The sequence below is a fragment of the Thiohalomonas denitrificans genome (genome assembly GCF_016841685.1).
Lineage (GTDB): Bacteria > Pseudomonadota > Gammaproteobacteria > Thiohalomonadales > Thiohalomonadaceae > Thiohalomonas > Thiohalomonas denitrificans_A.
On sequence record NZ_JAENYR010000033.1, the window covers coordinates 1 to 21,615 of the forward strand.

The window sequence follows — 21,615 nt, forward strand, 5'->3', positions numbered from 1 at the left end:
ATCAAAAAAAAGTGTCCATCCACTCTCTGCGCCACAGTTTCGCCACCCACCTGCTGATAATCGGGGTCAGAGATAACCGCCCGGCACCATCCAGTAGACCCGCACAACACCACGCGTTAGGATAACCCCGTACTCAGGCGGCCGAAGCGCCCGGTGAAGTCGAATCCGGGCGAGGGCGTAATACAAAACCCGGCCAGGAGGAAACACCCCCTCCCCCTCCGGGAAACAACCCCGCCGCACCTGATAGCCAAGTGCCCCAAACGGACACACGGACGACTATCAGGAGAACACAATGGAAGAATACAAAAACGCCAAGGAGGACCTCCTCCTGGCCGCGTCGCAAGTGCGCCTGCTCGCCGACTTGCTGTTGCCGTCCACCGACCTCCAGGATGTGGACCGGGCCGCCTGTGCCCATGTCCTCCAGGACCTGGCCAGCCGGCTGGAACAGGATTTGGATTGCCTCGAAGCCTGTGTCCGCGACATCAACTCGAAGTTCTTCGACAGGGAGGACCGGGCATGAGCGCAATCATGGAAACCGCCGGCCCGCCGGCCTGGTACAAAATGAAAAAACGGCCCAAACACCTACCCGCCTCCAAGCTCGACGAGCTGAATGCAATCGTCGCCGCCATCCGCGAGCGCCACGATATCGAGATGATCATCCTCTTCGGCTCCCACGCCCGCGGCGACTGGGTCGAAGACCGCTACGAAGAGGACCACATCACCTACGAATACCACTCCGACTTCGACATCCTCATCGTCACCGCGGACAAAAAGAGCGAACGCAACGTCGCCTACGACAACGACCTCAAAGACGCCCTGGAGCCGCGAGCAGACGGCACCCGCGTCAACTACATCGTCCACACCATCCACCACGTCAACCAGATGCTCTCCGAACGGCGCTACTTCTTCATGGACATCCTCAAAGAGGGGTACCTGCTCTATGACTCCGGCCGCTACAAGCTGGCACGGCCGCCAAAGGAGTTGCCGCCAAAAACGCGATTGCGACATGCGGAGGAGTATTTCGAGGAGTGGATGGATAGCGCCGATGGATTCTTTGAGGGTGTAGGGTTCTACCAGTCCCGTGGGCGCCTCAAGATCGCCGCATTCCAGCTGCACCAATCGGCCGAGCGCTACATCACCTGTCTCCTCCTCGTCCAGACCGGCTACCGCCCCAAGGAGCACGACCTCCAGAACCTGATCAACCAGGCCGCCGGCTTCGACCCCCGCTTCACCGATGTCTTCCCCAAAGACACCGACCAAAACAAACGTCTCTTCGACCTCCTCCGCCGCGCCTACGTCGACGCCCGCTACAGCAAGCGGTACGCCATCACCGACGAAGAACTGAGCGCCATCGCGAAGCGGGTTGAGGATTTGAAGGAACTTACGGCGGAAGTGTGCCGGAGAAAGATCGGGGGACTGAAGGATGCTGCTGAAAACCAACAAAGATGACGTACACGACTTATCCTCTCGAGCTTTGTCGGGCTCCCCTGGCTCCCGTCAATCCAGCGAATATGCGGTTGGCTGCACTCTAAACAGATACAGGTTACCAGCCGGGAATTCGCAAGCGAATGCCTATGGAGATATCACAAAATATCAGAGTGAGAGAAAAACGGCGAACCGGTGAATACCTGCTGGTCGTTTACACGGGTCAACAACGCCTACACGTAGTCAAAACCACAATAGGAGCCAAAGAGTAAATGAGCCAAGGTGTCCTTTTCTACCAAGTCGTGATCATTGCGATGATCCTAATTGCGGCACTGTTTGGACGTACTGCGTTGAATAGGACCGCTCTTTCCTTAGTTCTTTTCACTTTTATGAATGTCTGGATGCAATGGTTAATGATACTTCAGTTTGTAACAATTTTCGTTGCGTTTTACATTGGCAGAGCCATTTCTCCTGAGCGTAAGTCTGCGTCATCCTCCAGCTGACAGAACAGTTAGCGGGGTCTGTATGATACGAAGAAGGAGGAAATTCATTGATAGCTGGATTCCCTAGGGAAGGTTAACAAAGGCTTTGCAGTCTGAGCACCGGCATTATGCCTTACAACAAATTATTCGAATCACTAAAGAAAGCTGAAAGAATCAACCAAGGCAGAATACGCAAAAGGTCAGGCCTCGCATCTTAGCATGCAACAATACGGACCTGACCCTTCGCTTCGAGCACTATCACGGGTTTGGTGGGCCGCTCTTGCGGGGCGCCTGAGCCGCTACGTTATAACCTTTAAAAACGCTCGTGCTACGAATACGGAGCAAAATAATGGATACTAATCCACTCGGGATGCCTCAAAGAGAGAGATCGGGAGCTAGCACGTTTGGTAAATATGAGTACCAATATCATTGGGCTTTATGTCGAATAATTGATGAGCAAAGAAATGCACGTGAGTACGCTCTCTTCATGGAGTTGCATGAGGATGTTGTCTTGGCAGATTCACTTGAGGCTAACACAGCTATGTTTGAGTTTAGCCAAGTCAAAAATATTGGCAGCCCAAAATATAACATCACCAGTTTAACAAAAACCAAAGATGGAAAAGGATCAGTTTTAGGAAAGTTAATTTCCTCTGTAATAAATAAGCCCTTTAGTAACCGCCTTTCTACGGTTAATTTGGTTGCAACGTGCGGCTTTAACATTGCCCTGATTGATAATGCCCTCAATCTAGATGTTATCACAGTAGGTGATATGAGTGAAAAATCGATAAAAGCTCTTAAATTGTCACTTAGTGAAGAGTTAGGTTCCGATGTTTTTCCTGATAGCCTCAGGTTTGTTGTACCAAGTTTAAGCATAACAAATCAGCAAGATTCAGTAATAGGAAAGATATCAACTTTAATTTCCGATATTTTTCCTGGAAGCCATTGTAACGCAGAATATATTTATCGTATGTTGATTGATGAGTTGCACAGAAAAGGCGCTGTTACGTATGATTACGCGCCAAGTGGGATAATCTTCTTGAAAACAAAGCAATCACATCGAAGAAAGTAACAGAAGCGATAAGCGCACATGTCAGCTTGAGAGACATTCAATCAATACTGGCAGAAGCAAGCAAAGTCGCCGACGAGCTTAGATTGCCGTATATCCAGCAAAAACGATTACGAAAAAGCATTGAAAGAATTCACATTCAGGTTGTCGGGTTTCCATCCTCAGTAAATCTAAGAGTCCGCCAATTAATAAAAGTAGCGATAGAATCTGCGGCTTCTGAGAGGTCAGTAGAGTTAACCGATATTATTCAAGGCGCAGAAGCTGTGCTCACAGACGAGATAAAAACTCAGGTAGGAAATTATGAAGATATTCGAGATCATATTATTTATGAGATAATTACGGGGGATATATGAGTTCGGGAAATTATAAGCTATTAATAAGGAATTTAAGGAAAGGCAGACATAATGAACTTAAAATTCAAACGGTTAGTTCTGGTGTCAGATACGATAAAATCCGCGAATCAGTTCAAATTTCAAGAAAGATTCAACCTGATAACGGGAAAAAATAACAGCATTGGGAAGTCTTCTTTGGTAAAAAGCATATATTGGGCGTTGGGTTGTGAGCCAGAATTCGACGAAACATGGAATTCATTAGATTGCAAAGCTCTTTTGGAGTTTTCAATAGGGGAGAATTGTTACGTAGTAGTCAGAACGCATAATTTAATAGTTTTAGGCGTTGTTGGTGGGACTTATCATAAGTATGGAAGAATTACAGGAGAATTCTCCGAGGAATTTTCAGAGCTAGTTGGTTTTAAGGCGAAACTTCCAAAGAGAGGGGATGATCCAGTACTTGATACACCTCCTCCCGCATATTATTTTCTGCCATTCTACATTGATCAGTTGCGTAGCTGGACATCTCCATGGAATTCATTTCAGAATTTAGCTCAATATGCCAAATGGAAACAGCCTATAGTTAAATACCACACCGGTTATTTGTCGCCAGAACATTTCGAATTGGAAGAACATATATTTGAGTATGAGGCAGAAAAACAAGAGGCAAATGAAGAAATTAAGAAAATTAACACAGCTATAGATATAGTCGAAAGATATGTGCCTAAAAGTAATTTAGCCTTGACTCCTGAAAAATTTGAGGAAATAACAAAAGAAGTTAAGCAGGAACTTGGGGAATTAGCAGAACAACAAGAATTACTGCTTAGCAGTCTATGTGATCTTCAATCATCTAAATATCATTTGGAAAATCAGTTGGAAATAGCAACGAGGGCTGTAAAAGAGATTGAAAGTGATTATCAATTTTCCGTAGAGTATGTTGATTCCGATGAACTTGAGTGCCCTCTTTGTGGGACTGCACATGACAATTCACTTGCAAGCAGAGCGTCTATTCTGTCAGATAAGAAGCAGGCAGAAGACCAAGTTCTTTTTATACAAGAAGAGATAAGTGCATTAAATGTAGATATTGAATATTCACAGACTCAACTGGAAAGTGCACGTCTCCGTATTTATGAGATAAATGAAAAATATGGAAAGAAAACTGATGACAAGGAAAAATATAATTTAACCGATATTGTGGATAGTTTTTCATCGCAATCAGTTCAGAGAAATGTTGAATATACAAAAATTATAAAGCAAGCTTTATGTAAAGAAAACACCGATAAGCAGAAAGAACTTAAGAAATTTCAAAAAAGACTTTTGACTAACGATAGAAAACAGGAGCTCAGTGATTTCTTTACTGGGCTAATAACCGAGTTTATTGAAAAACTTAATTCTAAAGGCGTCAATCTAAGCAAAGTAAAGCATCCAACGGATTATACTAAACTATTCGGTAGCGGTGGGGCCGCCGAAGGAACAAGGGCAGCACTTGCATATCAAATGGCTGTATTTAGACAGATCTACTATTCTCGTAACGAGATTCCAGCCCCATTGGTAATTGACACACCTAACCAACAAGAGCAAGCGAATCAAAACTATGAGCGCATTGTTAACTTGATTTTGAAAGATACCCCAAGTCAGAGCCAAGTAATCCTCTGCGGAATGGACAGCCAATATTTAAAAGAATATAAGAAAAAGGCAAACGTTATTACCTTGGATGAAGGTAAACTCTTAAATAGAGATGCATATATAAAGTTAAGTAAAGAAGTTTCACAAGTAGTGAACGCCGCACAATACAATTATAACGGCGTAACGGGCTCAGGCCTCTCATCGTAGCATGGGCTTCTCAAATACGAAATATGATCTATGTGGCACGCCATTTAAGAATGTGGATCTGGATGATGCCCGTGGCTATTGGAGGTTTCACACTGAGCATGCCGACCCCCAATGGCTCATTGAACCGAAAGGGCCTTCGCTTCTCGGGATCCGGGAATTCGCGCATTCCAACCTCGATGAACACCTCAAATTCACCCACCGACTATTTCTCTGTATCGAATTGCCCCCACTGTGGTCCCCTAAGTTGCCTTAACTACCTTCTTTGCCTGCGCCGCCCGTTCAATCTCCACGAGTGAGACTAAACAGTGATGCCAACACCTCTAGTTTCCGAAAAAGCTCGTCATAGGTGATAACTTCAACATTTTTTGAGTTTGATCTAAAGATTTCAAAGGAATTTCTCTTCAAGTCGCTATCCAGTTCAAGCTCACCATTGCCAATTATAAGAACACATTTTGGCTCAAATGCTGTTAGCTTGTGCTCGATGCCCTTTATCACTGAAATAAGATTTTCCGAAAGAGTACGCCGGTAGTCGAGTGCCTGCATGACTCCTCCGGACAGTTCAGGTGATGGGCTGTAGACTCCCCTATATTTTCGGCCGAGAAGTCTCGTGGCGGGGGTCTTAATTTCAACCAGCACCGCCTCTCGGGATGACTCTTGCGAGAACAGGTAGTCGACCAGTTTGGCATCCTGTCTATTTACGTTCATGCCACCAACGTAGGCGGATTCCTGAATGAAGACCAGGGGAACTGCGAAGACTTGGGAAATGGCATAAGCATTATCGCGAAGAGTAATCTGCCAGAAACCTTCGTCGGAATTGCTTTTATTGTTTTCCCAAGTATGAAGAACATCAACAAGCCTTTTGGCCGAATGCCCCATCCAAATTACTTCTTCTAGATGTTCCTTGAAGAGGAGCATAGATCTACAGCGTTCAACGCAACCCATAGCCCATACGGCTTGCTCTACATCACACTCGGTTATTGCTTCACGCAGAACAGAAATAAATGTTCCCGCGAGAAATGCCCACCATTCGGCGGTATCTCGATTTGCCTTTAGTTTTTCTATTATCTGTTCGGATTGTGTAGGGTCTTCAAGGTTAAATCCTGAAAGTAGAGCCGATGCGTCAAGAATTCGATCACATTGAGCTTCAATCATGTCAATTTCTTGCGCCATTTTACCCTTCTTTTTGGGCAAGTCATTTAAGTGAATCTGTTCAGCAAACCACTGGAGACCGTACCGAGAAAGCTGCCCTTTGCTCTTAAGAGGGTTGAGAGAAAGTTTTAGCCAATCGGAAGGTATGACAACCTTCTCCCCCTTCCGAATCTTAAAGCCGATGCCGTGCGTTCCGGCTTCGTGCACATGCAATTCCCTTCCGCATCTTTCGCATTTCCGAACGACATGGGGCAAGTCGTGACGCTCCACCATATCGGCGCACTTAGGACAAGGCATTTCAGGCTCCAAGCATTAAAGTGTTGGCTTTTCGGACAGTATTGCATTCCTGCCGAGAAAGCCCAACTGACCAGCGCGGAACAATGCAGGTGTAGGTAAACGCTCCACTGGGCGGGGCCGGAGGACACATACGTGCGCGTATTAGGAATGCGCGCCACGGGGTCGGGCCTCATATTTTAGCATGCAACGACGCGAGCTTGACCGTCCGTTGAGGCACGTGGGGCGGTCGTAGCCGGCGCCCGCGGGCAATTTATGCGGCGCGTACGGGCATCGATATCCACCGCTGTGCGCACTGCGGCGTCAGGAAACTGGTGCTGATGGTCATCATCCCCTTCACAGCGCAGTCCTCCGGCGACCGGCCCCGCCGGGAGCTTACACATGAATATGGAACGTTTCCCCGAACATTACCGATTTGACGGGCCGGTAAAAGCCCACTCGCGCCGTCATTGGCAATTGACGCCACTACACCGGTTTGGGATATTGGCCTCACATGGAAATAACCGAAAAAATGTGCCCGTCCATGGACAACCCAGCTACCCAGCACTGTGGACGGCGCTTCACGTTCCTTTTTCACATCCCTGCGGTCAATCGGCAGCACATCCAATGCGGCGCGAACGCCCTGCCGGGCGGTTTAGTCCAACAGCGTGCATCCAGCCTGCGCGCGGGGGCCTTGGGCGTGACGCCGTGGCAGCGCACCCCGATACGCGCCATTTCGTTAGTCGTTTATGACGATAATATCGAAACTTGAAGGAGCTCGAAGGAATTTGGCTGCGGCTGTGCGCTTATTCTTCGAAAACGGCGATCCGATTGCGGTCCATACGCTTGCCGCAGCCGCGCAGGGGGTAATTCGTGATGTCGCCAAGGCACGTGATCTAAATCACACCAGCATACTTCACGATCACCCAGAGGTACCCGTCGAAGCAAGGAAGGAGTGGTTTAACATCCTGAATTCATCACGGAACTTCTTTAAGCATGCAAACAAGGACCCAGAGAATACACTCGAATTCGATGAGAAAGAAAACGAACCACTGCTATTGGATGCGTGCCTAGTTCTGACAGAGCTATCGAACGAAGCGCTATCAGAAGCGAACGTGTACCTTGGCTGGTTTACGACGGCAAACCCGACGTTACGAGCCGTCATTTCTAATAACCAGATTGGCGATTATGCTGTTCGAAACAGCATTTCACCGCAAGACTTTGAGGTTTTTCGCGAGCTATGCGACGCGAAAATTCTCCTCGAGCCCACGAGATGAATCGACGGCTGCTGCTGAAAGCGCCATGGAAGCTGGTCGAGCAATACTGGACACGGATAAGAATCCCCGCAAGCACGCCTGTGGCAACCACCCGCAGCGACACTGGAGTCGCCAATCTCTTCATGATCCAGGCAAGTGGACTCTGGTAAGGTACGTGATCAGGAAGCGCCTGGTGTCTCGATCGCATACCCCGATGAACAGCCTTCTCTCGGATACCCCTTGAAGCAGTCGCTAATAAAGAATATCAACCGCACGGAGTAGTTCGCGTGAATGCCGAGAACAACAGTCAGATTGCCGCTTTTATCTGGTCCGTGGCCGACCTTTTACGGGGGGATTTCAAGCAGTCGCAGTATGGCCGCGTCATTCTCCCGTTTACTCTGCTGCGGCGCCTGGAGTGCGTGCTGGAGCCCACCAAGGACAAGGTGCGGGCAGGGGCGAGAGCGCATGCCGACAAACCCGACCCGGTGCGCGAAAAACTGCTTCTGCGCGAGGCTGAGCAGCCTTTTTTCAATGCCTCTCCGCTGTCACTGGGCACGCTATCCGACACCCAGACCGCTGATGATCTGATGAGCTATGTGCAGTCCTTCAGCCAGGATGCCCGGGAGATCTTCGAGCATTTCCATTTCGAGGATTTTGTTCAGCAGCTCAGCGCCAACAACCTGCTCTACCAGGTGGTGCAACGCTTCGCCGGCATTGACCTGAACCCCAACCGCATCTCCAACTTCGGCATGGGGCTGATCTTTGAGGAGCTGATCCGCAAATTCGCCGAAAGCTCCAACGAAACCGCCGGGGAGCACTTCACCCCCCGGGACATCGTGCACCTGACCACCTCCCTGGTGCTGACCGGCCAGGAGCAGAAGCTCCATCCCAACAGTATCGTCACCATTTATGACCCGACAGCGGGCACGGGCGGTTTCCTCTCTGAGGGGGATGAGTATGTGCAGCAGGTCAGTGACCAGGTGACCGTCTCCCTGCACGGCCAGGAGCTGAATCCGGAGTCCTACGCCATCTGCAAGGCGGACATGCTGATCAAGGGCCAGAAGGTCGAGCAGATCAAACTGGGCAACACCCTCTCCGAAGACCAGCTTTACGACCTGAAAGCCGACTTCATGCTCAGCAACCCGCCGTTCGGGGTGGAGTGGAAAAAGGTCCAGAAGCAGGTGGTGGATGAGCACAAGTTCAAGGGCTTCGATGGCCGCTTCGGGCCGGGCCTTCCCCGGGTCTCTGACGGCTCGCTGCTGTTTCTGCTGCACCTGGTCAGCAAAATGCGCGATCCCCGGGATGGCGGCTCCCGCATTGGCATCATCCTGAACGGCTCGCCGCTGTTTACCGGGGGTGCCGGCAGTGGTGAATCCGAGATCCGCCGTTACCTGCTGCAGAGCGATATGGTGGAGGCCATCGTCGCCCTGCCCACGGATATGTTCTACAACACCGGCATCTCCACCTACATCTGGATTCTGTCCAACAACAAGCCGGCGGCACGCAAGGGCAAGGTCCAGCTGATCGATGCCTCTGATCGGGCCTCCAAGATGCGCAAGTCACTGGGCAGCAAGCGCCAGCTTGTCAGTGAAGCGGACCAGGATGAGATTGTGCGGCTTTACGGGGAATTCCAGGAGACGGAGAAGAGCAAGATCTTCCCGAACGAGGCGTTTGGCTACCGCCGCATCACGGTAGAGCGCCCCTTGCGCTTGAACTTCCAGACCTCGGAGGAGCGCATGGCGCGCATCACCGAAGAGAAGGCGATCCAGAAAATGGAGGCGGAGGGGCAGGAGAAACTCCTCGCCGCTTGCCGCGCCATGGAGAGCGATACCCTCTACCGGAATCGCCCAAAGTTCCAAAAGGCGCTGAAAGCCTCGCTAACTGAGCACCAGGTCAAACTGGGCACACCGCAGCTCAAGGCCCTGCTGAATGCACTGAGCGAACGGGATCCGGAAGCGGACATCTGTGAAAGCAAAGGCAAACCAGAGCCTGATAGCGGTCTGCGGGATAACGAAAACGTGCCCCTGGGCGAGTCAGTGTACGACTACTTCGAGCGGGAGGTGAAGCCCCACGTCCCAGATGCCTGGATCGACGAGTCCAAGACGGATGAGCAGGATGGCGAAGTAGGTATTGTCGGCTTCGAGATTCCGTTTAACCGGCACTTCTATGTGTTCACGCCGCCCCGGCCGCTGGACGAGATTGATGCGGACCTCAAGCAGTGCACCGACAGGATCAAGCAGATGATCGAGGAGTTGTCGGCGTGAGTTTTCCGAGGTATCCGGAGTACAAAGAATCAAATATCAAATTCATTGGGGCAGTGCCAGCGCATTGGACAGTTGAGCGTCTGAAGCACTGCGCAGAAGTGTTTCCAAGCAACGTAGACAAAAAGTCAGTCGAAGGCCAAATTTCGATCAAGCTTTGCAACTATACCGACGTTTACTATAACGAAGCTATAAAAGGCAACTTGGACTTCATGCCAGCCACAGCTACAGAATATCAAATTGCTCGTTTTCAGGTGCAGCAAGATGATGTTGTTTTCACCAAAGATTCAGAAAGTCCCGACGACATCGGAGTGGCCGCATACGTCCCCAACAAATTAGTCGGCGTTCTGTATGGATACCACCTTTCGATTGCCCGACCTCGGCCATCTGCAACTGGCAAGTTTCTAAAACGTTTCTTTGATTCCGAGGAAACGAAGGCCTATTTCGCTGTGACTGCTAACGGCTTAACCCGGGTTGGTTTAGGGCAATACGCTACTGATAATGTGCCAATCGCACTGCCACCGACCGCCGAACAGACCCAAATCGCCCGCTTCCTCGACCACGAAACCGCCAAAATTGACACCCTGATTCACGAACAGAAGCGCCTGATCGAACTGCTCAAGGAAAAGCGCCAGGCGGTGATCTCTTATGCGGTGACCAAGGGGCTGAATCCCGATGTGCCGATGAAGGATTCCGGGGTGGAATGGCTTGGAGAGGTGCCGGCGCATTGGACCTGCAAGAGCTATCGATATGCCACGGCTATTTACAGGGGAAAGTTCGGCCATAGACCGAGGAACGACCCTTCACTTTATGACGGTCACTATGCATTTATTCAGACGGGCGACATTGCTAGAGCTGAAAAATATGTCGAATCCTACAAACAAACATTGAATGATGAAGGTATAAAGGTCAGCCAAAAATTTCCAGCGGGAACACTAGTGATGGCAATCGCCGCAAATATTGGTGACACTGCAATTCTTGGATTTGAAGCATATGCACCTGATAGCGTCGTAGGCTTTAAACCAAGGGAGGATGTTGATCTAGAGTTTTTAAAGTACAGCCTTCGAGCGTCTATCCAAGAGCTGGAGAAGACATCAACCCAAAGCGCGCAGGCAAACCTCAATATCGACCGGGTGTCTGGAATAACCGCTTGCTTCCCTCCTCTTTCTGAGCAAAAGAGAATAGTTGAATACGTCGATACTCTTTTAGAAAAATATGCAGATCTCCAAAAGCAGGCTGAAAAGAGTATCGAAATAATGGAGGAGCGCCGTTCAGCACTGATTTCAGCCGCTGTCACGGGCAAAATCGATGTTCGAAACTGGGAACCACCGGCTGATGAGAGTGCTTTTGACGAGGAATTCCTTCACTCCGATCTGGAGCAGGTCTCGTGAGCCAGGGCCGCGCTATTCGCTTGTTTGTGACCGGCGGCTCACCCAACGGCCTCCTCAGGGGACCGCTAAAAACGCATTTTTCGTCACTCCCGCGAAAGCGGGAGCCTAGTGAATCAACGGCTGGATTTCGGCTTTCGCGGGAAAGACGAATTGGTTCAAAATGGATCCCCGCCTACCCCCCGCCTGCGCGGGGGTGACAGGGGATGACGGCGAAGAAGGATGACAGATTTATAGATCTCCTGAAGAACTTCCGCTTTTGTCACTGCGAGGACGCCTACATGGATGTAGGCGGTAGAGCGACGCAGGATGCCAAAGCCGAGCCCCAGCGACGAAGCAGTCTGGTACTCCGCAAGTCGAGATTGCCGCGTCGCTGTGGCTCCTCGCAATGACAGCTAAGAGTTCGTCACTGATTCGGGCCTGCGCAGCAGGGGGTACGGCTCGCAATGACGAATTTATAGATTCGCGCTTTCGTGGGAAACCCCTCTGTCATCCCCGCGAAGGCGGGGATCCAGAGGACAGAAGTATGGTTCAAAATGGATCCCCGCCTGCGCGGGGATGACGGCTTCAGAGCCACTCTCAGGCCGTCTAGCGCTCTGGGTCCCCGCCTACCCCCCCGCCTGCGCGAGGGTGACAGGGGATGACGGGTTTCCCGGGCCGTGCGTGATCATCCGGGCGAAGAACAAGGAGTTTACCGTGGCCGATAGCCAGGAAAAGACCTTCCAGAAAGACATCCTCGCTGCGCTGGCGGGTCAGCAGTGGTTAGTCGGCCAGTCCTCGGACTATGACCGCACCAATGCCCTGTACCCGGAGGATCTGGTCGGCTACTTCCGGGAGGCTTACCCGGACCGCTGGGACAAGTTCTGCAAGAACAATCCCCGGAACCCGGAACAAGTGCTGATCAAGGCCACCACCCGAGAACTGGATAAGCGGGGCACCCTGGAGGTGCTGCGCCACGGTTTCAAACTGCCGGGGGTGAAGGTGGATCTGTGCAGCTTCAGGCCCGACCACGGCATGAACCCGGACGCCCTGAAACGCTATAGCGCCAACCGCCTGCGGGTGGTGGAAGAGGTCTCCTACTCCCCCCATGCCCGGGAGGGCGACTACAACCCGCGCCTGGACCTGGTGCTGTTCGTGAACGGCCTGCCTACCGCCACCCTGGAGCTGAAGAGCGAATTCAAGCAGTCGGTGGAGAATGCCAAGCGCCAGTACCGGCAGGATCGCCCGGTCAAGGATCCGGTCACCCGCAAGGCCGAGCCCCTGCTCACCTTCAAGCGTGGCGCCCTGGTGCATTTTGCCGTGAGCCAGGACCAGGTGGCCATGACCACCCGGCTGGCCGGGAAGGATACCTTCTTTCTTCCCTTCAACCGGGGCACCGAAGAAGGCGGCGCGGGCAACCCCCAGGCGCCGGATGAGAACCGCTATGCCACCGCCTATCTGTGGGAACAGCTGTTCCAGAAGGATGCCTGGCTGAAGGTCATCGGGCGTTTTCTCCATCTGGAGAAGAAGACCGAGGAGGATTTCCACGGCAAGCGCACCACCAAAGAGAGCCTGATCTTCCCCCGTTACCACCAGTGGGATGTGGTGAACCGGCTCGTGGACGCGACCCGGGAGGAAGGCCCCGGCAAACGCTACCTGGTGCAGCACAGTGCCGGGTCCGGCAAGTCCAACTCCATTGCCTGGGCGGCCCACCAGCTGGCCCAGCTCTATGATGCCGAGGGCAACAAGCTGTTCAGCTCGGTCATTGTGGTGACGGATCGCACGGTGCTGGACCGGCAGCTGCAGGACACCATCTACCAGTTTGAACACGCCCAGGGGGTGGTGCGCCCTATCACCCGGGACATCGGCAGCCAGAGCAAATCGGAACAGCTGGCGGAGGCCCTGTCCGAGCACACCCGCATCATTATCGTCACCATCCAGACCTTCCCTGCCCTGTTTGAGGTGCTGGACAAACACCCCCGGCTGGCCTCCGGGCAGTATGCGGTAGTGGCGGACGAGGCCCACTCTTCACAGACCGGCTCTTCCGCCACCAAGCTCAAGACCATCCTGGGCGCCGAGTTCCCCGAGGGCGAGGAGGTAAGCGCTGAGGAGCTTCTGGATGCGGCGGTCACCGCCCGCAAGCCCAGCGAGAAGATCAGCTACTACGCCTTCACCGCCACCCCCAAGGGCAAGACCCTGGAGCTGTTCGGCCGGCCACCCAATCCGGATGAGCCCCCCTCCGACCGCAACAAGCCGGAAGCCTTTCACCTGTACTCCATGCGCCAGGCCATCGAGGAGGGTTTTATCCTGGATGTGCTCAAGTGCTACACCACCTACTCCACCGCCTGGAAGCTGGCCCACCCCGATGGGGAGGATGAAGAGGTGGACTCCAAAAAGGCCCGCATCAAGCTGGCCCGTTGGGTCCGCCTGCACCCCTACAACATCAACCAGAAGGTGGAAGTGATCGTCGAGCACTTCCGGGAGCATGTGAAGCACCTGCTGGATGGCCAGGCCAAGGCCATGGTGGTCACCAGCAGCCGGCAGGAGGCCGTGCGCTACCAGCTGGCCATGCAGGCCTACGCCAAGACCCGAAATTACCGGGACGTGCACCCCCTGGTGGCGTTCTCGGGCACGATTTTGCCGGATGATGTGATCCCCGAGGAGGTCTCGGAATCGAGCCACCTGCTGAACCCCGGACTGAAAGGCCGTGACCTGGCGGACGCCTTCGATACCGCCGATTATAACGTGATGATCGTCGCCAACAAGTACCAGACCGGTTTTGATCAGCCCAAGCTCTGCGCCATGTACGTCGACAAGAAGCTGAAAGGTGTGGATTGTGTGCAGACCCTCTCCCGCCTGAACCGGACCTTCCCGGGCAAGCAGACCTTTGTGCTGGATTTCTTCAACGATGCCCAGGAGGTACTGGAAGCCTTCCTGCCCTACTACACCAAGGCCGAGCTGGAAGACGTCTCCGACGCGCAAGTGGTGTATGACCTGCAGACCGTGCTGGATCAGGAACAGATTTACCACTGGAACGAGGTCCAGTCCTTCGCCACCGCCTTCTACGACAGCCGGGCGAACGCCAGCCAGCTCACCTATCACTGCCAGCCGGCAAAAGAGCGCTTCACCAAGCGCTACAAAAACCTGCTGGAAGAGAAGAGCGCCGCCATGGACGCCCGCAAGCGCGCCGAAAAGGATGGCGACAAGGTCGGCCTGGCCCATGCGGAAAAGAGCCTCAAGGATATCGGCGAAGGCCTGGACCAGCTGGATCTCTTCACGAAGAACCTGACCAGCTTCGTGCGGGCCTACGAGTTCCTGTCACAGATCGTCAGCTACGAAGACCGGGAACTGGAACAACTCTGCGTCTTCGCCAAGCACCTGTCGCCCCTGCTGCGCATTGATCGCCTGGATGACGACGAGATCGACGTGTCCGAACTGGCCCTGACCCACTACCGACTCACCAAACGCAACGAGCAGCAGCTCAAGCTCGCCGAAGAAGCCGGGGAGTACGGCCTGGAACCGCTCTCCGATGTAGGCTCCGGCAAGGCCCACGACCCGGAGAAGAAACGCCTCTCTGAAATCATCGACACCCTGAACGACCTGTTCGGCTCCGAAGTCGACGACAAAGACCAACTCCACTTCGCCCAGGGCGTGGCCGACCGGATCAGCCGTGATGAGTCGGTAATGGCCCAGGTGAACAGCCACTCCCCGGAGCAGGTAATGCACGGGCTCTTTCCGAAACGGGTGTCTGACGTAGTGCTGGACGCCATGACGGACCATGAGAAGCTCGCGATGGAGGTGTTGGGAGATGAGCAGACCCAGAGGGGCTTCGCGTTGCTGATTTTGCGAATGCTTGCCGAGTCACAAGCGGTATTGCAAAAGTCCTGAATTGACTTTCTAGCGGTGCCGTCATTTCCCGCGACCCTATGCCGTCATTCCCGCGATTCTCTGCCGTCATTCCCTCGACCCTCCACCGTCATTCCCTCGACCCTCCGCCGTCATTCCCGCGCCTCTCTCCGTCATTCCCGCGCCTCTCTTCCGTCATTCCCGCGAAGGCGGGAATCCAGGCGACAACCGGCCCCTTTCGACCCTCTGCCGTCATTCTCGCGAAGGCGGGAATCCAGATGCCTAGGGCCACCGCGCCGGAGGACTTGTTCCTCCTGCCAGTGACCTGCTCCTTCGACCCCTTTCGACCCTCTGCCGTCATTCCCGCGTAAGCGATTAGCGAAACCCGTATTGCACAGGCTTACGGCCTAACTCAAGCTGTCGGCGTCGAGATTGAAAGGCAGCAGGGCCTCAAAATCCTCGACCGATTCGGCGGCGGGCAGCTCTTTAAAAACATGGCGCAGGTAACGATAGGGCTCATGGCCATTCGCTTTGGCGGTTGCAATGAAGCTGTAGAGCCGTGCCGAGGTGTGGGCGCCTTTGGGGGTATCGGCGAAGAGCCAGTTGTTTCGTTTATGCGCAGCTGCGCATAATCGGAATTATGCCCAGTCCCGGATTATGCGCAGTTGGCAGGAAAGGATTGAGGAGTTCCTCCCGTTGGTTCAAAAGGTTACCCGTCGACTGGTGTACGTGTAGAACAGCATAAGATTGGGGGTCTCTGTAGGCACCGTCCAGGAGACTCCGCCATGTTACCGACCCATTCCCCATCCCAGCGAAGCCCCGCGTCCTTAATCGACGAGCCGTTGGCGTCACTGCGGGAGCGTTACCGTCAGTACCTCACCGACCGCGGGTATGCCGTGGCGACCATCGCCATGTACCTCGGCGCACTCGACCATTTCCTCCATTGGCTCGAACAGCAGGGTATCGCGACCCATTCGGTCAATGCCGAACACGTTGGCGCGTTCCTTGTTGGACACCTTCCCCATTGCTGTTGCTCCGCGACGGGGATCCAGCGGTGGCGGACATGCCCTGGAGTGTCCATCTGATCTGCAAGTGCGACGAGATCTGGAGGACTTAGCGGTCCATCCACCAGTGTCGATCCGCGAGGCAACTCAAGAAGTTTACCCTCACTCATCCAGTAGAAGCTGGATTGAGTAAGTTCAACAAACGTGGCTGCCGTCAGCTTCGCAAGGGCATCTGGCCCTAGGTGTGATTCTATCTTTTCGGCACAACAAGTGAGACACTCTATGATATGTTCTCGCTGTCGCTGCCCGTAGGGTTGGCCATGTGTGGATCGAAAGAAAAGATCGAAGACGTTCAGCTCGTAGAATATGGGGAAGAGATCTATGTCCTGTCTATAGCGCTCCACCACCATTAGCACCCAGTCCGCTATCACTTCCGGCTCGACGTCGAGCACGGTTTCGCCAAGACGTTGCGGGACCATATGTGCCCATCCAACAGGATAGAGGGCAATTTTAGAAAAGTGGCGCTTCGCAGAGCGGATAACGCTATCGAGTTCACGCCAGTCTGGGCGTCCTCCATCCGGGCATATAGAACCCCACAACCCCCGCGGGTGTCCCCCTTCAAATTCGTGCCGGTGGTGGTAGTGAATCAAGATCAGATCGACCCCCAAACCAGCCACCTCCCTGTGACCGAGCCTAGGGTCGGGGCCGACCACTTCGTAATCCCCAGCAAACAACAAGGGGGCACCCGCGCAGAATGAGGGATTTAAAACAGGCTCATCCATGCCATCGCTCTCCATAATCTACTACTTGACTGTTTCGAAGCGATCCCAATAGACGATATCGTCAAATCCGCGGCGCTGTTGGCGGGGCAATTCCTTGTCGGCCGAATAGCCGATAGCGATGAGCATGGTCACGATATAGTCATCGGGCACATTAAAGAACTTCTGTACACCATCTGGGTCGAAACCAATCATTGGGAGGGTGGCTAGCCCCATTCCGTGGGCAGCCAGCATCAGAGTCATTGCAGCGAGACAGGCACCGCCAACTGCATGCTCAATTTTGCGGGCTTCGTCTGGATAGACTACATCGACGGCACCAAGGTAGGCCTTCTGGGTGTCTTCATCGATATAACCATTATCCTGAAATTGCTGTAGCACCTCTTTGTCGCGGCGATGGGGATCTTTGTCGCCAAGCACGGCAATTACCGCACTGCTGTCGACAACCTGCCGCTGACCCCAACATAGCGCCTGCAATTCCTGTCTGCGAGCCTCATCTTCGACGACCACAAAATCCCATGGTTGGAAGTTGAAGGACGACGGACTGAGGGCCGTTAGTTCGAACAACTTACGCCATTGCGCTTCGGCCAGGGGTGCACCCTGCGTGAAATAGTGAACCGAACGTCGGGTCCGAATTGCTTCTTCCAAGCCCATCTTTAGTGGGGCATTCGCGTGAATTTCCGCTGACAGTGTGCTCATATGCGCTCCCTCATAAGTAAGCAAGTATTTATTTACATAAAGATAAAAGCAGATTACGCACAAGCCGTCAAGTAGTTTTGCGGTAAATTTTTAGGAGTGATGTACAATGCATGTATGTATAAGGAAACAATTACTTAGGTTACTCCATGAGACGACGAATGAGTGCAGAGAACCGGCGAAGCTCGATTCTTACCAGTTCAAAAACTTTGTTTGCAAAACGAGGCTTGCACGGGGTTTCGGTAAGTGAACTAGCTAGAGCATGCGACGTGAACGTGGCGGTTCTCTACCAGCATTTTCCTTCCAAGGAGCAACTGTACCGTGCCGTCCTGGATGAGTTCGCTTGCAAGCGGGAAGACTACGTCAATGCGGTATTGTCCGGTCCCGATGATTTCGGGAATGTGCTTTACCGTATGACCATTGTGTACGCAAATGGTCGCTTGGCAGATCCCGATATACTGCGCATGGAACTGCGTAGCATTCTCGAGGAGGACGGATTCAGTGAGGTCTTTTTCGAAAGTCAGTGGAAAGGATTCACCGACTATATTGAGGAAACGTTACGCGAATGGAAGGATTCTAGCGGGCGTTCGATTGATGTGAAGGTGGCCTCAATGCTTTATGTGGGCATGGTCCGGGAGATGCTGATGAGATGCACGCTCAGCGTAGACCATGATTTCTCCGATCGCAACGCCGAATACCTGATTAAACAAATCATCAAGGCGTTCCTCCGCTCCTTGGGATTCCCACCGCTCGAGTGGTAGCGAGTGCAAGCTAGGTGTCAATGGCCAATAGTTTTGATGCACTTTCGGCCAATAAAATTGACCCACCTTTGACCGCCTAAGCGGTCATTTTCTGCTTCAGCCGGTCGCTCTCGCCGCCGAGCATAAAGATGTGCCAGTGATGGATGATCCGATCGATGATCGGCACCGCCACATTGTCGTCATCGAACAGTACTCTACGGACACCCATCGTAAGACCGGAAAAGAGCGGAAAAGGGGACGGAGGAATTAACTGCGCGCAGCCGACCGGATCCGCCGTGATGAGTCGGTGATGGCCCAGGTGAATAGCCACTCCCCGGATCAAGTAACTGTTTCCCATGCCAGTGACCTGCTCCTTCGCCCCTTTCGACCCTCTGGCGTCATTCCCGCGACCCGCACCCGTCATTCCCGCGAAGGCGGGAATCCAGATGCCTGGGGGCCACCGCGCCGGACCCATCGCCGCTGCGGTTACGACCCGCCACGTCGTTCCCGCCAAACCGGGAACCCCGCACCCGTCCACACGGGCTGCGACGCTCAAACGAACACCAAACGAACGCCCATTGATTCCCTGGTCCAGAACGGCTTAGTGTCTTCCTTGTTATCCACACCCGAATCCCCCGGCGTACTCTCTACTTCCGCGGATGCGGGAATCCACTCGGAAAGGGAAGCCCATGCAACCTGCTGTTTACATCCTTGCCAGCCGGCGCAACGGCACGCTCTACGTTGGCGTCACCAGCGACCTTGTTAAACGCGTTTGGGAGCACAGGAACAATGTGTCCGAAGGCTTCACAAAGAAATACCGGGTTCATCGCCTGGTGTATTTCGAGCTACACGAGGACATGGTCGGCGCGATTGTGCGCGAGAAGCGGCTCAAAAAATGGAATCGTGCCTGGAAGTTGGCATTGATCGAGAAAGACAATCCCGAGTGGCGGGACCTTTATTCCGAGATTGCCTTTTAGGGCACGATAGCCAATCACGGGTTTGGCGGTGGTTGCCTGATCGGGGTGACCTTTGGATTCCCGCCTTCGCGGGAATGACGGCTACCGGCCGATAGCGGCCATTCATGTTCTGGATTCCCGCCTTCGCGGGAATGACGGCAGAGGGTCGCGGGAATGACGTTTGTGGCAGGATGCTGCCGCGGGATCCCTGTAGGTCGAAAGATTATTGCTCCCTGCATAATCTTCACTTCCTACATCCCTGTAGGTCGTATTCATGGCGTCCCCAGCGCGCGCCGTACCGCGTCATGAATAAATCACGATAAAAAGACCTGTAACTACTTTTTTCTGATAAGATTTCAAGTCATCTGAATCGTTTTCGAGAAACCGGCGCCCAGATGAAACCAATCGGCTACGCCTTCCTGATAGCCCAGCTTCAGCTCCCGGTCATACAGTCCGGCCGGGCCGCATTGGTATCGCCATCGGTCAACCGTCGGGTCGATACCGACAGAGAAATTCTTTTCCCTACGGGTGTCGCCCTCGTTGATACCCCGCTCGGGCACTTGGAATTCGCCCTTCGCCACGAGGGCATGGATTTGGCTATTATCGAAGCCGCCCTCCGGCACATAGCGCCGGATACCCTCATCCAGCGTCTTCGCACCAATCCGAACGGGGAATACATCCGGCGCATTGTCTTCCTCTGGGAGTGGTTTCATGGGAAGGAACTCCAAGCTGGCGTCAGCGTCGCTGGAAGATATATCGATCTTTTTGCGCCCGACCAATACGTCACGGCCGCCAACCCAACCCGCCACGCTGGATATCGCGTCTCGGATAACGCCCTCGGCGACCGACGCTTTTGCCCCGTTGTGCTCCGGACAAGCTACGCGGGGACCGGCGATTTCGAATTGCTGATGGAGAGGCTCACAACACTCTACGCCGACTCCCGGACCACCGGATACTATGATCGCGCAGTTCAGTATCTGTATCTCTCTGAAACCCGCAGTAACTTTGCCATCGAGCGGGAGACGCCCAGCGCCAGCAAGGAAGAGCGGTTCGTCCAAATCCTGCGGCACGCTGCCGAACTGCCGCAACTGGACGAAGATCAGCTCGTTGCCATTCAAAACGCGGCCGTTCGCGACGTCTACAGCCGGGAAGCCGGCTACCGCAATCGCCAGAACTGGCTGGAGAGTCACACAGGCAGGATAACCTTCTTCCCACACCCCGCCGAGGGACTGCACGAGACCATGGCGGGCTGGGAGGCCTTCGTCAACGACACGCATCGCGGTATCGATCCGCTGGTCAAGGCCGCTTGCGCCTCCTTCGGCTTCGTCTATCTTCACCCCTTTATGGACGGCAACGGCCGCCTGCATCGGTTCATCATCCATCACGTCCTGGCCCACTCCAAACTGATTCCGCCCGATCTGGTCATCCCGGTTTCGGCCGTCATCATGAAGCACATACCCGAATACCTTGACGTGTTGACGGCATTCTCCGGGCCCGTGACCCGGCTCTGGGACTACCGGCGCCACGACGACGGCCCCGAAATCCTCCAAAGCCCGGGGCCAGCCCCCTACCGCTACTTCCAGGCGGATCGGGAAGTCGCCTTTTTGGCTCGTATGATTGAACGTGCCGTCGAAGAGGAGATCCCTCAAGAGCTTCAATTCCTGCAGGGGTACGACAACGCCTACCGACGGATAGATGCCGAATTCGACCTGCCGCAAAAGGACATCGCGTTATTGATTCGTCTGATCCATGACAACGGAGGCCGGTTATCGAAGAGCAAACGCGCCCGGTTCGACTGGCTCCCGGGGGAGATCCTCAACCGACTAGAGGAGATTGTGAATCTCGCATTCGAAGAAGAAGCACGTTAACACGGCGCAGCCTATCAACGCTCCGCCCCGCGTCCGAACCGCTCACATCGTCTCTCCAAACGCCGGCGCCGCCCGACTCACCGTCATGTAGTGCACCCCGAAAAACTCGCTGGTCGCTGCTGAGGAAGTTACCGAGCTTCGGGTGCAGCACATCGCTGCACGGGCCGACTGCTTTCGACCCTCTGCCGTCATTCCCGCAACCCTCTGCCGTCATTCCCGCGACCCTCCGCCGTCATTCCCGCGACCCGCACCCGTCATTCCCGCGACCCGCACCCGTCATTCCCGCGA

General features: G+C 53.7%; 19 protein-coding genes and 1 pseudogene. 15 read left to right on the plus strand and 5 right to left on the minus strand.

The features are described 5' to 3' along the window. The first annotated feature begins 292 nt into the window (after positions 1 to 292). From Q7L05_RS08860 to Q7L05_RS08880, 5 genes are all read left to right on the plus strand, one after another. Positions 293 to 520 (plus strand): hypothetical protein, encoded by a 228-nt coding sequence (locus tag Q7L05_RS08860; protein ID WP_303905020.1) that lies wholly within the window; start codon positions 293 to 295, stop codon positions 518 to 520. Beyond that, positions 517 to 1,449 (plus strand): HEPN domain-containing protein, encoded by a 933-nt coding sequence (locus Q7L05_RS08865; protein WP_303905023.1) that lies wholly within the window; start codon positions 517 to 519, stop codon positions 1,447 to 1,449. Before Q7L05_RS08860 ends, Q7L05_RS08865 begins: the two co-directional genes overlap by 4 nt. Positions 1,450 to 2,256: 807 nt before the next feature. Then, entirely contained in the window at positions 2,257 to 2,976 is a 720-nt protein-coding gene (locus Q7L05_RS08870) for a DUF4297 domain-containing protein (RefSeq protein WP_303905025.1), read from the plus strand. Positions 2,977 to 3,002: 26 nt separating this feature from the next. After that, complete coding sequence (locus Q7L05_RS08875; protein WP_303905028.1) at positions 3,003 to 3,326, plus strand: hypothetical protein; 324 nt, start codon at positions 3,003 to 3,005, stop codon at positions 3,324 to 3,326. 51 nt (positions 3,327 to 3,377) lie between these two features. Continuing rightward, positions 3,378 to 5,135 carry a hypothetical protein gene (locus tag Q7L05_RS08880; protein WP_303905031.1) on the plus strand — a complete coding sequence of 586 codons (1,758 nt, stop codon included), beginning with the start codon at positions 3,378 to 3,380 and terminating at the stop codon, positions 5,133 to 5,135. A 279-nt stretch (positions 5,136 to 5,414) separates the two neighbouring features. Here Q7L05_RS08880 and Q7L05_RS08885 read toward each other — a convergent pair whose 3' ends face one another. Next, the gene (locus tag Q7L05_RS08885; protein ID WP_303905034.1) at positions 5,415 to 6,491 is read right to left on the minus strand and encodes a Shedu immune nuclease family protein; all 1,077 of its coding nucleotides are present in this window, start codon (positions 6,489 to 6,491) and stop codon (positions 5,415 to 5,417) included. Between the two features lie 580 nt (positions 6,492 to 7,071). On the opposite strand from Q7L05_RS08885, the gene Q7L05_RS08890 reads away from it, so the two are divergent. The 6 genes from Q7L05_RS08890 (at position 7,072) to Q7L05_RS08915 (ending at position 15,329) form a co-directional block, all read left to right on the plus strand. Next, positions 7,072 to 7,329 (plus strand): hypothetical protein, encoded by a 258-nt coding sequence (locus Q7L05_RS08890; RefSeq protein WP_303905037.1) that lies wholly within the window; start codon positions 7,072 to 7,074, stop codon positions 7,327 to 7,329. A gap of 16 nt (positions 7,330 to 7,345) precedes the next feature. Next, complete coding sequence (locus Q7L05_RS08895) at positions 7,346 to 7,834, plus strand: hypothetical protein (protein ID WP_303905039.1); 489 nt, start codon at positions 7,346 to 7,348, stop codon at positions 7,832 to 7,834. Further along, on the plus strand, positions 7,831 to 7,983 hold the full coding sequence (locus Q7L05_RS08900; protein WP_303905041.1) for a hypothetical protein: 153 nt from the start codon (positions 7,831 to 7,833) through the stop codon (positions 7,981 to 7,983). Before Q7L05_RS08895 ends, Q7L05_RS08900 begins: the two co-directional genes overlap by 4 nt. A 117-nt stretch (positions 7,984 to 8,100) precedes the next feature. Beyond that, a complete protein-coding gene (locus Q7L05_RS08905; protein ID WP_303905044.1) occupies positions 8,101 to 10,077 on the plus strand; it encodes a type I restriction-modification system subunit M in 1,977 nt (658 codons plus the stop codon). After that, positions 10,074 to 11,465 (plus strand): restriction endonuclease subunit S, encoded by a 1,392-nt coding sequence (locus Q7L05_RS08910; protein WP_303905047.1) that lies wholly within the window; start codon positions 10,074 to 10,076, stop codon positions 11,463 to 11,465. The genes Q7L05_RS08905 and Q7L05_RS08910 overlap by 4 nt, the downstream gene beginning before the upstream one ends. Before the next feature lie 693 nt (positions 11,466 to 12,158). Next, complete coding sequence (locus Q7L05_RS08915) at positions 12,159 to 15,329, plus strand: type I restriction endonuclease subunit R (RefSeq protein WP_303905050.1); 3,171 nt, start codon at positions 12,159 to 12,161, stop codon at positions 15,327 to 15,329. A gap of 365 nt (positions 15,330 to 15,694) precedes the next feature. Here the strand turns inward: Q7L05_RS08915 and Q7L05_RS08920 are convergent. Next, positions 15,695 to 15,898: pseudogene (locus Q7L05_RS08920) on the minus strand (transposase domain-containing protein); the annotation flags it as partial. A gap of 300 nt (positions 15,899 to 16,198) precedes the next feature. On the opposite strand from Q7L05_RS08920, the gene Q7L05_RS17515 reads away from it, so the two are divergent. After that, positions 16,199 to 16,372 (plus strand): hypothetical protein, encoded by a 174-nt coding sequence (locus Q7L05_RS17515; protein ID WP_411293330.1) that lies wholly within the window; start codon positions 16,199 to 16,201, stop codon positions 16,370 to 16,372. 722 nt (positions 16,373 to 17,094) lie between these two features. On the opposite strand, the gene Q7L05_RS08930 is transcribed toward Q7L05_RS17515, so the two are convergent. Further along, positions 17,095 to 17,766, minus strand: a complete 672-nt coding sequence (locus tag Q7L05_RS08930) for a nitroreductase family protein (RefSeq protein WP_303905056.1) — start codon at positions 17,764 to 17,766, stop codon at positions 17,095 to 17,097. Between the two features lie 158 nt (positions 17,767 to 17,924). Here Q7L05_RS08930 and Q7L05_RS08935 point away from each other — a divergent pair, with 158 nt between their 5' ends. After that, on the plus strand, positions 17,925 to 18,524 hold the full coding sequence (locus Q7L05_RS08935; protein ID WP_303905059.1) for a TetR/AcrR family transcriptional regulator: 600 nt from the start codon (positions 17,925 to 17,927) through the stop codon (positions 18,522 to 18,524). Between the two features lie 76 nt (positions 18,525 to 18,600). On the opposite strand, the gene Q7L05_RS08940 is transcribed toward Q7L05_RS08935, so the two are convergent. Next, the gene (locus tag Q7L05_RS08940) at positions 18,601 to 18,978 is read right to left on the minus strand and encodes an ATP-binding protein (RefSeq protein WP_317623111.1); all 378 of its coding nucleotides are present in this window, start codon (positions 18,976 to 18,978) and stop codon (positions 18,601 to 18,603) included. A 214-nt stretch (positions 18,979 to 19,192) separates the two neighbouring features. On the opposite strand from Q7L05_RS08940, the gene Q7L05_RS08945 reads away from it, so the two are divergent. Then, a complete protein-coding gene (locus Q7L05_RS08945) occupies positions 19,193 to 19,480 on the plus strand; it encodes a GIY-YIG nuclease family protein (protein WP_303905065.1) in 288 nt (95 codons plus the stop codon). 335 nt (positions 19,481 to 19,815) lie between these two features. On the opposite strand, the gene Q7L05_RS08950 is transcribed toward Q7L05_RS08945, so the two are convergent. Next, the gene (locus Q7L05_RS08950; protein WP_303905068.1) at positions 19,816 to 20,172 is read right to left on the minus strand and encodes a hypothetical protein; all 357 of its coding nucleotides are present in this window, start codon (positions 20,170 to 20,172) and stop codon (positions 19,816 to 19,818) included. A gap of 195 nt (positions 20,173 to 20,367) precedes the next feature. Here Q7L05_RS08950 and Q7L05_RS08955 point away from each other — a divergent pair, with 195 nt between their 5' ends. Next, positions 20,368 to 21,327, plus strand: coding sequence for a Fic family protein (locus tag Q7L05_RS08955; RefSeq protein ID WP_303905071.1), 960 nt, complete (start codon positions 20,368 to 20,370; stop codon positions 21,325 to 21,327). Positions 21,328 to 21,615 lie beyond the last annotated feature (288 nt).

Coding starts and splice junctions, on each gene's coding strand:
- Q7L05_RS08935 (WP_303905059.1), top strand. CDS start 17,925: ATGAGTGCAGAGAACCGGCGAAGCTCGATTCTTACCAGTTCAAAAACT.
- Q7L05_RS08945 (WP_303905065.1), top strand. CDS start 19,193: ATGCAACCTGCTGTTTACATCCTTGCCAGCCGGCGCAACGGCACGCTC.
- Q7L05_RS08955 (WP_303905071.1), top strand. CDS start 20,368: ATGGAGAGGCTCACAACACTCTACGCCGACTCCCGGACCACCGGATAC.
- Q7L05_RS17515 (WP_411293330.1), top strand. CDS start 16,199: ATGTACCTCGGCGCACTCGACCATTTCCTCCATTGGCTCGAACAGCAG.
- Q7L05_RS08870 (WP_303905025.1), top strand. CDS start 2,257: ATGGATACTAATCCACTCGGGATGCCTCAAAGAGAGAGATCGGGAGCT.
- Q7L05_RS08900 (WP_303905041.1), top strand. CDS start 7,831: ATGAATCGACGGCTGCTGCTGAAAGCGCCATGGAAGCTGGTCGAGCAA.
- Q7L05_RS08950 (WP_303905068.1), bottom strand. CDS start 20,172: ATGAAACCACTCCCAGAGGAAGACAATGCGCCGGATGTATTCCCCGTT.
- Q7L05_RS08860 (WP_303905020.1), top strand. CDS start 293: ATGGAAGAATACAAAAACGCCAAGGAGGACCTCCTCCTGGCCGCGTCG.
- Q7L05_RS08940 (WP_317623111.1), bottom strand. CDS start 18,978: ATGGGTCCGGCGCGGTGGCCCCCAGGCATCTGGATTCCCGCCTTCGCG.
- Q7L05_RS08890 (WP_303905037.1), top strand. CDS start 7,072: ATGGAAATAACCGAAAAAATGTGCCCGTCCATGGACAACCCAGCTACC.
- Q7L05_RS08930 (WP_303905056.1), bottom strand. CDS start 17,766: ATGAGCACACTGTCAGCGGAAATTCACGCGAATGCCCCACTAAAGATG.
- Q7L05_RS08865 (WP_303905023.1), top strand. CDS start 517: ATGAGCGCAATCATGGAAACCGCCGGCCCGCCGGCCTGGTACAAAATG.
- Q7L05_RS08880 (WP_303905031.1), top strand. CDS start 3,378: ATGAACTTAAAATTCAAACGGTTAGTTCTGGTGTCAGATACGATAAAA.